This is a genomic window from Mesorhizobium sp. WSM4823 (assembly GCF_055811195.1).
On sequence record NZ_JBVVQL010000006.1, the window covers coordinates 44,547 to 60,365 of the forward strand.

Consider the following 15,819-nt stretch of genomic DNA (forward strand, 5'->3'; position numbering starts at 1 on the left):
ATTTGTAGTATTCTGCCCTGGGGCGGTTTTCATCATGACGGTCAATGACGCTTCGAAAGCGCAGACGCTCGATGCTTTGTCGGGCCGCGAGCGCGCGGTCGCGGAAAAATTCGCAGCCGGCATGACCTATCGCGAAATCGGCAAGGCACTTTTCATTGCCCCGACCACTGTTCGCACCCACCTTGCGGCCATCTACGAAAAACTTGGGGTGCGGACCAAGATCGGGCTCGCGGCGTATTTTGGTGGCGCTTCCAGCGCTCGGCCGGACGGGCTATCACTCCCGTCGGACGCTCCGCCAGTGCTCGCCATATTTCCGATCGAATGCCTCAATTCCGAAGAGCGTTGGCGCCGCTTTGCCGACGGCCTGTCGTCGGACATCACCATCGACCTGGCACGTTACGCGGGCTTGCCTGTCATCGCCTTCCACACAATGAAATCGCTGGGCAGCAAGCCGGCCGATTTCGCGGCGGACGGCAAGGCCCTCGGCGTCACCTACATCGTATCGGGCCAGTTGCGCGCCGACGACCAGAGGATTCGCTTGACCATAGAGCTTGCCGATGCCCGTAGCGGTGTCAGCCTGTGGAGGGAGCGCTACGACCGCCCGTTCGAGGACATTTTCGTGCTGCAGGACAGCCTGACCGAAAGCATCATCAATGTGTTCGCCGGCAGTTACGGAACGCTCGCCACCGTCGGCCGCAACGCGGTTCGCCGCAAGCCGCCGGCCAGCTTGCGGGCCTATGACTGTTATCTGCTTGCTCTCGAACAGCACACTACGTTCAGCCGCGCCGGAAATTCCGAGGCAATCCACCTGTTTTCACGCGCGCTGGAGCTTGATCCTACCTTCGCCAACTGCTGGGCCGAACTCGCCTATGCCTATTCGGTCGAGGCTTGCAACGGCTTTGGCGACGACGTGCTGGCGTCGATCCAGAACTGGCGAACGGCGGCCGAAAACGCCTTACGCCTCGACCCGACGGACAGCTGCGCCCACGCATGCCTTGGCAATGTCAGGGCGTGCCTTGGCGATCTCGAAGGAGCGGAGCGCGCGCACCGGCGCGCACTCGAATACGGCTCCAACCACGCCGGCATACTCCTGCTGCTGGCCGGCAGCAAGGCGCTTGTCGTCGGCGACCCGGCCGAGGCGATCCCGCTCATCGAGCGTGCCATGCGCCTCAATCCACTGGCCCCGCCCTGGTATTTCGGCATGCAAGGGCGAATCCTGTTCGTCGCCGGCAGACACGAGCAGGCCATCGCGGCGCTCCGCAGGAGTTCGCCGGAGTCGCCGGACGTGCTGATGTTCCTGGCGCTTTCGCATGCGGCCATGGGCGAGGCCGGCGAGACGGCGCGCGCCGCGGCCCGCTTGAGAACCGAATTTCCAGGCTTCTCGGTCGAACGCTTCATCGCAGGCTATCCCGTGACCAACCGGGATGCGTTGCTTGCCATCCGCCACGCTGCCGGACTGGCGAAGCTCCCGTAGATCCCTACCGGTCGATCATCGCCATGACGCGTTCGTTATAGCGCGGTCCGGCGACCTTGCCCGGCGCCAGCGCGTCATCGAGCGCCTGCATTGCGGCGTCGTCCAGCTTGACCGCCGCAGCGGCGACGTTCTCTTCGAGATATTTTCTGCGCTTGGTGCCGGGGATTGGCACGATGCCCAACCCGAAGTCGCTGCCCTTGTGCAGCAGCCAGGCCAGTGCGATCTGGCCCGGCCTGGCGCCTTGGGCCGTGGCGATGTCACGGACAATTCCGGCCGCCTTCACGTTGGCTTCGTAGTTGGCGCCCTGGTAGCGCGGATCGCCGCGGCGAAAGTCGCCCTCGGGATAGTCCTCGGCGCGCTTGACGTCGCCGGCGAGAAAGCCGCGGCCAAGCGGCGCGAACGGCACCAGGCCGATGCCGAGTTCGCTGAGCAGCGGGATGATCTCCGGTTCCAGATTGCGTTCCCACAGCGAATATTCGCTCTGCACCGCCGACACCGGATGCACGGCATGCGCGCGGAGGATATTGGCCGCACCGGCCTCCGACAGGCCGAAGAAGCGCACCTTGCCCTCAGCGATCAGCTCGCCGACAGCACCCGCGACATCCTCGATCGGCACCGCCGGGTCGATGCGGTGCTGGTAGAGCAGGTCTATATGGTCGGTGGCGAGCCGGCTGAGCGAGCCTTCCACCGCCTCCCGGATATGCTCGGGCCGGCTGTTGCGGTCGGTGCCGATCTGCTTGCCGTTTTCGATGCGGAAGCCGAATTTGGTGGCGATCGTCACCTCGTCGCGCCGGCCCTTCAGCGCGCGGCCGAGCAGTTCCTCATTGGTGTGAGGGCCATAGACTTCCGCCGTATCGAGGAAGGTGCAGCCGAGCTCGATGGCACGGTGCAGTGTGGCGATCGATTCCGCCTCGTCGGCCGGACCGTAGGATTGGCTCATGCCCATGCAGCCAAGGCCGATCACCGATACCTGCAACCCCTGGCTGCCCAGCTTGCGTGTGCCCAAAGTCATGGATGAGATCTCCGGATAATGTCAGGGTTCGTGTGCGTCAGGACGATATAGAGCGTTCGCTCAGTTTCTACAGGCGCCTGGCTGTGGGCCAATTGCACGATCGCGTGAGCCGAGGAGGATCACCGTCAGCCTTTCCTGGCAACCAGCAGCAAAGGCTCGCGCTCCGGGGTCGTCACCGAAAAGCCGGAGGGGCCGACCGTGTCGAAGAAGCGGTGGAATATGTCGATGAAGACCCGCACGAAGAGCGGCTTTGCCGAACCGTACATGTCGGCGACGATTAGTGTCGGTGGCGGCAATTCGTCGAAGATCGGTTTTCGAACGATCTCGTCGCCATCGGCGGTGGCGCGGCCGATCGGTCGCATGTTCAAAATGGCCATGCCGAAGCCCGAGGCGACGGCCGAACGGACCGTCTCGTAGGAGCGCGTGCGAAAGCGCACCTCCGGTCGTTTGGCCAGCACGTCAAACAAGGTCAGGAGATAGGTTGCGGTGTGCGGCAGATCGAGCAGGACCAGCGGCCGCGCGGCCAGTTCCGCCAGCCAGATGCCGTCGCGCGCGGCGAGGGGATCGTCCGCGTTGAGCACGGCATGCGCCGGCACCTTGCAGATGCGGGTGACGCTGTCGATGCCGATCGGGCCGATGTCGTAGAGAATGGCAAGATCGATTTGGCCGGCGACAAGCCGTTCCTGCAACTGGACCTGGTCGGCCTCGACAAGGTCGATCTCGACATCGCCGACACTGTCGAGGTAGCTGCGCAGCATCTCCGGCATGAACAGCGCGCCGAACGGCTCGAAACAGCCGATGCGCAGGACTTTCGGCATGCGCCCGCTGAGGTCGCCGATCGACCGGTTGAACTCCGTCTCCGCCGCCAGCATGACGCGGGCGGCGGCGACGAAGCGTTGGCCGGCCGGCGTGATGGAGACGCCGCGCGCCGGCCGCCTGTCGAAAATGCGCGCCCCCATCTCGGCCTCGGCAAGCGTGATCGCCGCCAGAATGGAGGATTGCGAGATGTAGAGCGACTTGGAGGCCGCCAGCACGCTGCCGAGGCGAGCGACCTCGCAGACGTAGCGCAACTGCCGGACGGTCAGGTTCATGGCAACTCGTTATTGCATTTTATAGCGCATGTTACTCACAATAATACATTTTGTGGAAGTGAAGAAACCCGGCAAACTGTCTCTGCTGACAAGGCTGCCGGAAGAGTAGCCATGGAACGAGGGGTTCGAACTGCATGCCGAATGGGATCTCTCCCATCGCCGACGCCGATGATCTGTGCCGCCTGAGCGCCGCGGAACTCAACGTCGCTTACCGCACTGGTGCACTGTCGCCCGTCGAGGTGACGACGGCGGCGGTTGCTCGCGCCGAAGCGATCAATCCGCTGTTCAACGCCTTCACCATGATCGATCGCAAGGCTGCGATCGAGGCCGCCGGCGCTTCCGAAAAACGCTGGCGGGCAGGCGAGCCACTATCGGCCGCGGACGGGATACCGACGACGCTGAAGGACATTGTCTGGGTCGAGGGCTGGAGCGTTCGCTATGGCAGCAGGACCACGTCGGCTGCGCCTTGCGACAGTGATGCTCCCGCCGTTGCCCTGCTGCGCCGAGCGGGCGCCATCTTCATTGGACAGACGACGACGCCTGAATTCGGCTGGAAGGCGATCACCGACAGCGGACTTTACGGCATCACGCGCAATCCCTGGAATGCCGAAAAGACGCCTGGGGGTTCTTCCGGCGGCGCCGCAGTGGCGGCCGCCACCGGAGCCGGCGTCTTCCACCTCGGTACCGATGGCGGCGGGTCGATCCGTATCCCGGCATCTTTCACCGGCATCGCCGGACTGAAGCCGACCTTCGGCCGCGTGCCGGCCTATCCGTCGAGCGCGTTTGGAACCGTCGCCCATATCGGGCCGATGGCGCGGAGCGCCGCCGATCTTTCCGCTATGGCGGAGACGATGTCCGGTCGCGACCTAAGCGACTGGCAGCAAGGCGCGGGAACGCTGGCGCCGCTCGGGCGGATCGAGGCGACGCTGGAAGGCGCCCGGATCGGCTATTGGTCGAAGCCGCCATCCGGCGCGCTGGATGACGAGATTGCCGCGGCGATTTCGCAGGCGCTGAAGCATTTCGGGAGGTTCGGCGCAACGGTCGATGCGGTTGACCTTCCGGGCGGCGATCTTCTCGGTCTTTTCCAACACCACTGGTTCACCGGTGCCGCCGCGCGTCTGGCGCTTATCCCTGAGACCGAACGGGCAGGCATCGATCCGGGTTTCCTGGAGATCGCCCGGGTCGGGGCGGCGTTAGACGCCAAGGCACTGGTTGCCGCACAGTTACAGCGCGGCGAATTCGGCGCCGCCATGGACCGTCTGCTCGACGCCTATGACTTCATCGTTTCGCCGGGGACATCGGTTCCGGCCTTCGATGTCGGGCTTGAAGTTCCCTCGGGCAGCGGCCTGTCGCGCTGGACCGAATGGGCGGCGTTCAGCTATCCAATCAATCTCAGTCAGCAACCGGCCTGCGTCATCCCCTGCGGCATGACGGCGGCGGGCCTGCCGGTCGGCTTCCAGATCATCGGCGCGCGCGGCGATGATGCCCGCGTGCTTTCGGCGGCGGCCGACCTGGAAGCCGCATTTCGGCCGCTGACGCAAACGTTTGGCCTGAAGGATGTCGCCTGACCCGTTTCGTATAAAGAACAGACCATAACCGACGACAAAAAAGGGGAATTTTGCCATGATCAACAGACGTGCAATGCTGCAAGGGGTGGTCGGCGCGGGCGCAGGTGCCGCTCTTCTTGCCGACATGAACAATGCGGCGATGGCCCAGGACACCACCCCCATTCCGGTCGGCTCGGCCCTGCCGATGTCCGGCATCGCCGCCGCCGACGGCATCGAGTTCAAGAACGGCCTCGAGCTCGCCGCCGAGGAGATCAACGCGGCGGGCGGCATTCTCGGCCGGCCTGTCGAGATCCACATCGAAGACACCAAGGAAATGGGCGCCGACTTGGTCAGCCAGTCGATGCAGCGCCTGATCGACCGTTTCACGGCACCGGTCATCATCAACGGCTACAATCTCGGCACCAACATGATCGAGATGGACGTCGCCGCCGACAACGACGTCATCATGATGCACTACAACACGCTGATTTCGCACAATGAGAAGTTCAAGACCGACCCGGCCCGCTACTACAGCTCCTTCCAGGGCGACCCGCCGGAATTCTGGTATGGCCCCGGCTGCCTGAATTTCCTGAAGACGCTGGCCGCGGACGGCAAATGGAAGGCGCCGAACAAGAAGATCGCCATCATCCCGTCGGCCAATGAATATTCGATCGTCATCGCCAATGCGATCCGCGACAAGGCCGCCGAATACGGATTCGAGGTCAGCCTGTTCGAGACGGTTCCGTTCCCGACCAACCAGTGGGGTCCGACCCTGGCGAAGCTCCGGCAAGATCCGCCGGCGGCGATCCTGGTGACGCATTTCCTGCCGCAGGACCTGGCGCAGTTCATGGTCCAGTTCCTCGCCGAGCCGATCAACAGCCTGATCTACATGCAGTATGGACCGTCGTTGCCGGCGTTCCGCGAGATCGGCGGCGAGGCGGTCAACGGCGTCGTCTATTCGACGGTGATCGGCTGCCTGCCGGACGATTTCTCCAAATCGTTCCGCGAGAGCTACCGGGCGAAATTCGGCCCGAACTCCGCCTACATCACCGGATCGCAGACCTATGACGGCCTGTGGATGTGGGCGCTTGCCGCGGCAATCGCCGGCGGTCCGGGCGAGCCGTTCAACAAGGAGCAGACCACCAAGGTGGCCAACGCCATGAAACGGCTGGTCTATCGCGGGGTCAACGGTACCTACCGGGCCGATCCGGCGGGCCAATCGGCGTTCTGCTACCCGACGCAGGTGGCGGATCCATCGCTCGGCATGCCGCACCAGTTCCTGCAGCATCAGGATTACAAGACTGATCCAAAACTGATCGCGCCTGTGCTCTACGCGACGGACGACTTCATCCTGCCGCCATGGATCAAATGAACCGGAGGAAGGGACGCGCCAAACCAGCCGGGTCATGTGCCCGACTGGTTTCCACGAGGTCGAGACGTGATGCCAGAGGCGAAGGATGACTGAGGCCGCAGGCCCGATGCTGGTTTGTGACAGCGTCGTCAAACGGTTCGGCTCGCTGGCCGCCGTCGACGGCGTGTCGATGGTGGTCAACCCGGGCGAGATCGTCGGCATTGGCGGGCCGAACGGCGCCGGCAAGACGACCTTCTTCGATGTGGTGACCGGGATCACGCCGGCCAGCGGCGGCCGCGTGCATTTCGGCGATACCGAGGTTTCGACCCTTGGGGCGGACCGCATCTGCCAGCTCGGCATGGCCCGGACCTTTCAGCTCAATGCGGGCTTCGACAGCTTGACCGTCCGCGAAAACATAGAGATCGCTGCCTATTTCGGCCGCCAGCGGCGAAGGCTTGCCGGCTTCCGCCTGGGCGGGGATGTCCAGCAAGCGACGATGGAGGCTCTGGACTTCGTCGGACTTGCGTCCAAAGCTGAAGAGACGGTGGCGCGGCTGCCGGTGCTCGACCGCAAGCTCCTGATGATCGCCGGTGCCATCGCCACCAAGCCGAAGATGCTGTTCCTGGACGAGCCGGTCGGCGGGCTCAACGTCGCCGAGATCGACCAGATCATGGCGATGGTGCTGAAACTACGCGAGCAGGGACTAACCATCGTGCTGATCGAGCATGTCATGCGCTTTCTCCTGGCGCTGTCCAGCCGCGTCATCATCATGCACCACGGCAAGGTGATCTTCGAGGGCAGGCCGGACAAAGTGGCCGAGGACCAGACCGTCGTCGAAACCTATCTGGGACAAGGCACGCAGAAGCGGCTGAAGAAATTCTTCGACGACCAGGCCGCAACGAATCCAGTCGAGGGGGCGCAATGACGAGCGCAGCCGCCAAACCTCCCGTCCTGCAGCTGGACGCCATCGTCTCCGGCTATGACGGCCTCGAAGTGCTCAAGGGTATTTCGCTGACCGTCCGTGCCGGTGAGTTCGTCACCGTCGTCGGCCCGAACGGTCATGGCAAATCGACGCTTCTCAAGACGATCTCCGGCCTCGTGCCGCTGCGCGGCGGGCAGATCAGCATCGACGGCCAGCGCCTGTCGGGAAAGCCACACGAAACGGCGATGCTGGGCGTCGCCCACGTGCCCCAAGGCGACATGCTGTTTGCGCAGATGAGCGTGCTCGAAAACCTTTTGATGGGCGCCTATCTGGCGCCGGACAAGGCCGAGATCAAACGCCGGCTGGACGAGGTCTACACGCTTTTACCGAAGCTCGCCGACCGCCGCGACCAGGTCGCCTCGAGCCTGTCCGGCGGCGAACGGCGCATGGCCGGCATCGGCCGTGGCCTCATGATGGGCGGACGCATCCTGCTGATCGACGAGCCGTCGCTCGGCCTGGCGCCGCTGATCATCGATCAGGTCTACGGCGTCATTGCCGAACTGAGCAAAGCCGGCCGGACGATCCTGCTGGTGGAGGAGAACCCGGCGCGGGTTGAGGATCTCGCCGACCGCCTGCATCTGCTCGACGACGGCGCAATCGTCTGGTCGGGTAAGCCCGCCGAACTGATGGCGCGCGACGAGCTCCTCGCAACCTATCTTGGAGGCTGACGCCATGACCGACGTTCTCATGGCCATTCTCGTCGCCGGCTTCACCTCCGGCGCGCTCTATGCGCTGGCGACGGTCGGGCTGTCGCTGGTCTGGGGCTCGATGGGCATGCTCAACATGGCCCATGCGGCAATGCTGACGCTTGGCGGCTACGTCGCCTACACGGTGATCACCTCGCTCGGCCTGCCGATCGCGATCGGCTTTGCCGGCGCCATCCTCGTCGGCGCCGCGGCCGGTGCGATCCTTTATTTTGCGATCGTTCGCAATCTCCTGAAGAACGACAAGTCGACATTCGAAGCCAACGTCATGATTGCTACGGTCGGCATCGGCATTGCGCTCGAGAATGCCATCCTGCTGACCTACGGCGGACAGCCTCTGAAGCAGCCGGTCTCGATCGCCGGCGCCTTCCGTCTCGGGCCGCTGACGCTGCCATGGCAGAACCTTTTGATCATAGCGGTCGTCGTCGTCATGATGGTGGTGGTTTCGCTGGCGCTCGGCCGCACGCGGATGGGTCGCGCGATCCGGGCGACGGCGCAGAACCGCGATGCGGCCCAACTCATGGGCGTTGCCGTCAACCGCGTCTATCTGCAGGTGCTGATGCTGTCCGGCGCGCTCGCCGGCATCTGCGGCGTCATGGTCTCGTCGATGACGCAATTGTCCCCGCCGCTCGGCAACGATCCGATGCTGAAAGCCTTCATCATGTGCGTCGTCGCCGGCCTCGGCAATCTGCCGGGCGCGGTCGCCGCCGCGCTTGGCCTGGCGCTGCTCGAATCCTTCGTCCAGTACGCCCTGGGTGCCCGCTGGGGCTTTCCGTCGCTGCTGTTCGTGGTCATTGCCGTGCTGATCTGGCGGCCATCGGGCCTTTTCGGCCGCGCCGAAATCCGGCGCATGTGAGGGCACCATGACAGACAGCAGATCCATGTCGCGCATGTCCCGCTCAGCCAGGACCGATCTTGCCATCAGCCTGGTGCTGATCGCGGCGGCAATCGCGCTGCCTTTCATGATCGACAGCCGCTACATTCTCGGCCAGATCGTGCTGGCGCTGTTTTATGCAACGATCGCATCGCAGTGGAACCTTTTGTTCGGCTTCTCCGGCATCTTCTCGCTGGCGCAAATGGCGATCTTCGCCTTCGGCGGCTACGCGACGGCGATGTTCTGCTTCTATTTCGGCTGGAACGTCTGGGCGGCCCTCGTGCCCGGCGCGCTCGGTGCGGTCCTGTTCTCGCTCGTCGTCGGCCTGGCCTGCCTGCGGCTGACCGGCGTCTACGTCGCGCTGCTGACGCTGGCGATTGCCCAGACGATGTATCTGCTGATCGTCACCGACACCGAATGCTTCGTTATGGTCGGCTCGGTCTGCCGCCAGTTCACCGGCGGCGCCGTCGGCTTTGCGCGCTTCGGCGATCTCGGCACCAGGGCCTTGCTCAGAGCGCAGTGGCTGGTCGGCAACTATGCGATCATTGCGGTGCTGTTCGGCATCACCATGGTCTTCACCTACGCGATCGTCAAAAGCCCGATTGGCCTTGCCTTCCGGGCGCTCAAGGACAATCCGGGCTATGCGGTGGCGCGTGGCGTCAACCGCTTCCAGGCGCAGCTTCTGGTCTTCGGGATTTCCGCCTTCTTCACCGGGCTGGCCGGCGGTTTCTATGCCGCGCATTTCCAGGCGATCGGCCCCGGCGTGCTGTCGATGTCGCAGCTGATGTTCATCATCGCCATCGTCGTGGTCGGCGGCGTCGGCACGTTTTGGGGGCCGTTGGTGGGCACGGTGGTGCTGGTCCTGGCCGACGAGCTAATGCGCGAGAGCGGCGAATTCCGCACGCTCGGCCTCGGCCTGATCATCGCGCTGTCGGTGGTGCTGATGCCGAAGGGGCTGGTCGGCCGCTTTGGCGATCTTGTCCGTTGGCTGGCGCGCAAGCGCAGCGGCCCAACGGGCAGCAAGCCAATAGTGAGCAACATTGTGCAAAGCCCGGCTGCGGCCGGAAAATGAGAGACCGACGATGTTCGACACGATCATAGTGGGTGCCGGCTCGGCCGGCTGCGTGCTGGCAAACCGGCTTAGCGCCGATCCCGCCCGCAAGGTGCTGCTGCTGGAGGCGGGACGCGAGGCGCCGCTCGCCTCGGACGTGCCGTCGGATTGGCCGACCATGTTCAACACCGCCGTCGACTGGGGCTATTACACCGAGCCGCAGGCCGGCTGCCGCGGCAGGCGGGTGTTCTGGCCGCGCGGCAAGATGATCGGCGGTTCCGGCGCGCTGAACGCCATGATCTATATTCGCGGCCTGCCGTCCGACTATGATGGCTGGGCCGCCATGGGCTGCCCCGGCTGGGCTTGGGAAGACGTGCTCCCGGTGTTCAAGGCCAGCGAAAGCAATGCCGAGCTTGGCAACGATCCGCTGCATGGCGCCAACGGGCCGCTCCATATCGGCAATGTCGGACATGTCGACCCCAACGAGCTCGCCTGGATCGAGGCCTGCAAGGCCGCCGGCTACAAGCACAATCGCGATTTCAACGGCGTCGAGCAGGAAGGCGTCGGCCTTTTCCAGTTCACGATCAAGAACGGCGAACGCTGGGGCACCGGCAAGGCCTATCTGCGCCCGGCGCGGCAACGCCCAAACCTCACCGTGAAAACCGGGGTGCTGGCGACGGGCCTGATCGTCGAGAAGGGCCGGGCCAAAGGCATACGCTATCTGATCAACGGCGTGCCGGAGACTGCTTTTGCCAACAGCGAGGTGGTGCTGTCGTCAGGCTCGATCGGCAGCTGCCAGTTGATGCTGCTTTCCGGCATCGGCCCGGCCGACGAACTCAGCAGCGTCGGCGTCGATCCTGTCCACGACCTGCCGGGCGTCGGCAAGGATCTGCAGGACCATATCAACATTCCGATCACCTTCTACACAAAGGACAAGATCGGCGTCGGCGCCTGGACCGACGAGACTCTGCAGCGCGATTTTGCGGAATGGCAGACCTCGCGCAGCGGGCCGCGCTCCTCGCCCTGGGTAGCGGCCGGCGGCTTCGTCAGGAGCCGACCGGATGTCGAACCGGACCTGCAGCTTTACGGCGCCATCAGCCCGCATCGCGACTATGTGCGCTTCCTGTCATCGAAGCCCGGCATCACGCTGCATACCACGCTACAGCGGCCGGACAGCCGAGGCGAGATCCGCCTGCGCTCGGCCAATCCCATCGAATATCCGGCGATCGACCCGCGTTACTTCGTCAGCGACGAGGACGGCTCGGACATCGCCACGCTGGTCGAAGGCATCCGCATCAGCCGCCGGATCGCCGCGCAGTCGCCGCTCAAGGAAATGCTGGTCGGCGAAATCACGCCAAGCGCCGAATGCGAAAGCGATGCCGAGATCGCCGAGTACATTCGCGGCCACTGCACGACGCTCTATCACCCGACCAGCACCTGCCGGATGGGCACCGATAAAATGGCCGTCGTCGACCCAGCGTCGATGAAGGTGCACGGGCTGGACGGGCTTTGCATCGCCGACGCTTCAGTTTTTCCAAAAATGGTCTCGGGCAATACCAACGCGCCGACGATCATGATCGCCGAACGCGCCGCATCGATGATCCTGGGAGGATAGGAAACAATGGCGACGGGTTGGAACTTCCACGAACTCTATCTCTGGCACGAGACCGGCAATGCGGCGCTGTTCTTTCAGCCGAGCCTGACCATAGAGCCGGGGGAGCATGCGGAAAATGCCGCGACCAAACGCCGGTTCCGCAACCTGATGGAGGTTTCGGGCCTCACTGAAAAGCTGTCGAAGGTCGCCTCGGTCGCGGTGAGCGAGGACGATCTGGCCCTGTTTCACGACCGCGACTATATCCGCCGTATCAAGGCGCTCAGCGACGAGCGCGGCGGCGATGCGAGCTATCTCACGCCTTTCGGTCACGGCAGCTACGAGATCGCCTGCCTGGCGGCCGGCGGCACGGCGGCAGTGATGGATGCGGTGCTGAGCGGCGATATCAACAATGGCTACGCGCTGGTGCGGCCGCCCGGTCATCATGCCGAACGCGCGCAAGGCCTGGGCTTTTGCCTGTTCGGCAATGTCCCGGTCGCTATCCTGAAGAACCGATCCAAACATGGCTTCGAGCGGGTCGCCACCGTCGATTGGGACGTCCATCACGGCAACGGCACCCAGTCGGCCTTCTATGCGGATCCGTCCGTGCTGACGATCTCGATCCACCAGGACGGGCTCTATCCGCCTGACAGCGGCTTTCATAAGGAACGCGGCGAGGGCAGGGGCGAAGGCTACAACATCAATGTGCCCCTGCCAGCCGGATGCGGCCACGGCGCCTATATCTCCGTCTTCGAGCGCGTCGTGCTGCCGGCGCTCACTCGCTACAAGCCCGATCTCATCGTCGTGCCATCGGGCTTCGATGCCTCAGCGGCCGATCCGCTGGGGCGCATGATGCTGCACAGCGGCAGCTACCGCGAGATGACGCGGCTGCTGATGCAGGCGGCCGACGATCTCTGCGGCGGGCGGCTGATGATGTCACATGAAGGCGGCTATTCGGCTTCCTACGTGCCTTATTGCGGCTTAGCGGTGATGGAGCAATTGTCCGGAATCAGGACTGATATCGATGATCCTTTCCTGCCGGTCTTCGAAGCCTACGCCGGCCAGCCCCTGCAGCCGCACCAGGCGGCCGCTATTGCCAAGGCGGAGGAATTGGTGGGCGGCATCGGATAGTGGATGTGAGTGGTGGTGCCGAGTGCGCTCAAGGTGTGCGCTCGAGATAGCCTGATCATCCCAAATTGACACGACAGCCGGTCTCGGCCATCCTTACGCCAGCCGCCTTCTTCTGCGGCAGCGTGTGTATGAGCGAGTCATGGCCAGTTCCGTCACCAGCCAGAAATCCAAGCGGGCCGCGGTGCGTAGGGCACTCGACCGCCACAAGGTCTACATCACCGCACAGAGCTTTTCCGCCGGCGCCTACAAGGCGCGTGTCCTCGTTGACGGCGAGGCCTACTGGGTCGATGAATTCCGGCTGAGCCAGCTTCAGCAGGGTCTGTCGCCGGCCGAGCTCGAATTGACGCCGGCCACTGACGATTGAGCTGTGTGAGGCACGACATCGGCCCGCCGCATGCTGACAAAATGATTCATGTGATGTGGGTCAAGCCCTTGTTTCTACAGGGCCGACGCATCCCGTTTGGCATGCGGACATGACGTCGAAGCTCAAGGCCTATCGAGCCAAGCGCGAATTCAGCAAGACACCGGAGCCCGCCGGCGGACTGGTTGCCGCAGAAGGCAACCGCTTCGTCGTCCACAAGCATCACGCTACCGCCGACCACTATGACCTGCGCCTGCAGGTCGGCGATGTGCTGAAGAGCTGGGCGGTGCCTCGCGGCCCGTCGCTCAATCCCGCTGACAAAAGGTTGGCGGTCGAGACCGAGGACCATCCGCTCGAATATATCGACTTCGAAGGCGTCATCCCCGAGGGCGAATATGGCGGCGGGCCGATGATCGTCTGGGACACCGGCATCTGGGCGCCGATGGACGATGTCGAAAAGAGCTTGCGCACCGGTTCGTTCAAGTTCCGTCTAGCCGGCGACAAGCTGAATGGCGGCTGGATGCTGGCCAGGCTGAAACCGAAGCCCGGCGAGGATGAGGGCAAAAAGAACTGGCTGCTGTTCAAGGAGCGCGATCTCGCGGCCGACGCCAAGCTCGACATACTGGAAGCCCGGCCCGAAAGCGTGAAATCCGGCCGCCGCATCGAGGAACTGGTCGAAGCGCCGAAGCCTGCCGGGAGGCCTGCGAAACCGGTCGTGCTGAGGCCCGGCGCTTTGCCGGGCGCCGTCAAGGCGCCGCCGCCTTCGCGGATCGAGCCACAGCTGGCGACGCAGGTTCCGAAGCCGCCGGGCGGCGAAGGTCCCGCGGAAAAAACGCGCGAAACCTGGCTGCACGAGATCAAGTTCGACGGCTACCGCACCATGGCACATCTGGCGGACGGCGCGGTCAAACTTATTACCCGCGCCGGCCTCGACTGGACGAAACGCTATGGCGACCTGCCACTCGCCTTCGCCAGGCTGCCCTGCCGCGAGGCTGTCATCGACGGCGAGGTTGTCGCGCTCGACGCCAAGGGCATCAGCCGCTTCGCGCTTTTGCAGGACGCACTGGCCGAGGGCGCCGGCAACAAGCTCCACTTCTACGCCTTCGATCTGTTGTATCTCGATGGATGGGACTTGAGAAAAGCGCCGCTCGGCCGGCGCAAGTCGCTGCTGTCGCAATTGCTGTCCGGTTTGGGCTCCAACTCCGCCATCCAGTTTTCAGACCATGTCGAAGGCGACGGCCAGGCACTTTATGACCAGGCCTCCGAGATGGGACTGGAAGGCGTCGTCTCGAAACGCGCCACGGCAAGCTACCAGAGCGGCCGCGCCAAGACCTGGACCAAGACCAAGGCGCTCAAATCCGACGACTTCGTCATCGCCGGCTACACAACCTCCGACGCGGCTGAGGGATTGGCGGCGCTCGGCATGGCCGAATTCGAGGACGGCGAGTTGCATTATCGCGGTAAGGTCGGCACCGGCTTCGATGCCGCGACAGCAGGCGAATTGCTGGCCCGGCTGGAGCCGCTGCGCGCCGGCGCGTCGGCGCCCGAAGGGGTTCCGCGCGAGATCATGCGCGAGATGAACTGGGTGCGGCCGCTGCTGTCGGCCCGCATCCACTATGCCAACCGCACCGCGGACAATGCGCTGCGCCACGGCGTATTCCGCGGGCTCAGGGATGTCGGCCTGTCGACGCCGGTATCGGCCAAGCGCAAGCGGCTGATCGCCGAGGCCGATCTCGCCACGATCTGGGTGACCAACCCGACGCGGCGGCTGTTCGGCAAGACCGGACCGACCAAGCTCGACATCGCGGTCTATTACGCGCTGGTCGGCGACTTCATGCTGCCGCACATTCTCGGCCGGCCAGTGTCTCTGGTGCGCTGCCCGACCGGCAAGCCGCAGGATTGTTTCTTCCAGCGCCATGCCTTCACCGGCATGCCGCCTTCGGTCGTCACCTTCGAAGCGATCAACTCCGAGGGCGAGACAAAATCCTATCTCTCGGTCGAGGGCGCCAAGGGCTATCTGGCGCTGGCGCAGTTCGGCGTGGTCGAGTTCCACACCTGGGGCACCCATCGCACCAAACTGGACAAGCCCGACCTGGTCGTCTTCGACCTCGACCCGGGCGAGGGGATCGCATGGCGCGAGCTGGTGGAAGCCGCGGTGCACATCAAGGGCGAGCTGGAACGTCTGGGGCTGACGCCGTTCGCCAAGACCTCCGGCGGCAGCGGCATCCATATATCGGTGCCGGTGACGCAGAAGCAGAACTGGAAGAAGCTGCATCAGGTCAGCAGCGCCATCGCCACGCATCTGGCCGCCACGGCGCCCGATACCTTCACCACGACCATGGGCAAGGACAACCGCAAGCGGCGTATCTTCATCGATTATCACCGCAATGCGCGCGGTCACACGTCCGCCGCGCCCTATTCGCTGCGCGCCCGCACAAACCTGCCGGCCTCGACGCCGGTGAGCTGGTCCGATCTGGAATCCATCGACGCTCCGCAGGATTTGAATTATTCTTCGTTGCCGGGCCTTCTGGCCAGTTCCGGCGATCCCTGGGCCGACATGGAAGATTTCGCTAGGGATTTGCCGGTATTGTAAGGGCCCGATGTAGGATTTCGGCGTTGTCTTTCGTCCTTCGGACGAACAGCGCTGCGA

Annotated in this window: 13 protein-coding genes; 11 read left to right on the plus strand and 2 right to left on the minus strand. The window is 64.2% G+C overall.

Features of this window, described 5'->3' with window-relative positions:
* The first annotated feature begins 34 nt into the window (after window positions 1-34).
* The gene (locus AC0L26_RS17120; RefSeq protein WP_473633599.1) at window positions 35-1,474 is read left to right on the plus strand and encodes a LuxR C-terminal-related transcriptional regulator; all 1,440 of its coding nucleotides are present in this window, start codon (window positions 35-37) and stop codon (window positions 1,472-1,474) included.
* A 4-nt stretch (window positions 1,475-1,478) separates the two neighbouring features.
* Here the strand turns inward: AC0L26_RS17120 and AC0L26_RS17125 are convergent, their stop codons facing one another.
* Together AC0L26_RS17125 and AC0L26_RS17130 are read right to left on the minus strand one after the other, a co-directional pair.
* Window positions 1,479-2,486: an aldo/keto reductase gene (locus AC0L26_RS17125; RefSeq protein ID WP_473633600.1), complete on the minus strand. Its 1,008-nt coding sequence runs from the start codon at window positions 2,484-2,486 to the stop codon at window positions 1,479-1,481.
* A 125-nt stretch (window positions 2,487-2,611) separates the two neighbouring features.
* Window positions 2,612-3,577, minus strand: coding sequence for a LysR family transcriptional regulator (locus tag AC0L26_RS17130; RefSeq protein WP_473633601.1), 966 nt, complete (start codon window positions 3,575-3,577; stop codon window positions 2,612-2,614).
* A 134-nt stretch (window positions 3,578-3,711) separates the two neighbouring features.
* On the opposite strand from AC0L26_RS17130, the gene AC0L26_RS17135 reads away from it, so the two are divergent.
* From AC0L26_RS17135 to ligD, 10 genes are all read left to right on the plus strand, one after another.
* The gene (locus tag AC0L26_RS17135; RefSeq protein WP_473633602.1) at window positions 3,712-5,145 is read left to right on the plus strand and encodes an amidase; all 1,434 of its coding nucleotides are present in this window, start codon (window positions 3,712-3,714) and stop codon (window positions 5,143-5,145) included.
* 55 nt (window positions 5,146-5,200) lie between these two features.
* The gene (locus AC0L26_RS17140; protein WP_473633603.1) at window positions 5,201-6,496 is read left to right on the plus strand and encodes an ABC transporter substrate-binding protein; all 1,296 of its coding nucleotides are present in this window, start codon (window positions 5,201-5,203) and stop codon (window positions 6,494-6,496) included.
* An 85-nt stretch (window positions 6,497-6,581) separates the two neighbouring features.
* Window positions 6,582-7,400 (plus strand): ABC transporter ATP-binding protein, encoded by an 819-nt coding sequence (locus tag AC0L26_RS17145; protein WP_473633604.1) that lies wholly within the window; start codon window positions 6,582-6,584, stop codon window positions 7,398-7,400.
* Entirely contained in the window at window positions 7,397-8,125 is a 729-nt protein-coding gene (locus AC0L26_RS17150) for an ABC transporter ATP-binding protein (RefSeq protein WP_095482747.1), read from the plus strand. Before AC0L26_RS17145 ends, AC0L26_RS17150 begins: the two co-directional genes overlap by 4 nt.
* A gap of 4 nt (window positions 8,126-8,129) precedes the next feature.
* Window positions 8,130-9,017, plus strand: a complete 888-nt coding sequence (locus AC0L26_RS17155; protein WP_352937620.1) for a branched-chain amino acid ABC transporter permease — start codon at window positions 8,130-8,132, stop codon at window positions 9,015-9,017.
* Between the two features lie 7 nt (window positions 9,018-9,024).
* Window positions 9,025-10,107 carry a branched-chain amino acid ABC transporter permease gene (locus AC0L26_RS17160; protein WP_473633605.1) on the plus strand — a complete coding sequence of 361 codons (1,083 nt, stop codon included), beginning with the start codon at window positions 9,025-9,027 and terminating at the stop codon, window positions 10,105-10,107.
* A gap of 10 nt (window positions 10,108-10,117) precedes the next feature.
* Entirely contained in the window at window positions 10,118-11,701 is a 1,584-nt protein-coding gene (locus AC0L26_RS17165; RefSeq protein WP_473633606.1) for a GMC family oxidoreductase, read from the plus strand.
* A 6-nt stretch (window positions 11,702-11,707) separates the two neighbouring features.
* Window positions 11,708-12,808 (plus strand): class II histone deacetylase, encoded by a 1,101-nt coding sequence (locus AC0L26_RS17170; protein ID WP_473633607.1) that lies wholly within the window; start codon window positions 11,708-11,710, stop codon window positions 12,806-12,808.
* Window positions 12,809-12,947: 139 nt separating this feature from the next.
* Window positions 12,948-13,172, plus strand: a complete 225-nt coding sequence (locus AC0L26_RS17175) for a hypothetical protein (protein WP_352937627.1) — start codon at window positions 12,948-12,950, stop codon at window positions 13,170-13,172.
* 109 nt (window positions 13,173-13,281) lie between these two features.
* Window positions 13,282-15,762, plus strand: coding sequence for a DNA ligase D (ligD, locus tag AC0L26_RS17180; RefSeq protein ID WP_473633608.1), 2,481 nt, complete (start codon window positions 13,282-13,284; stop codon window positions 15,760-15,762).
* Window positions 15,763-15,819: the final 57 nt, after the last annotated feature.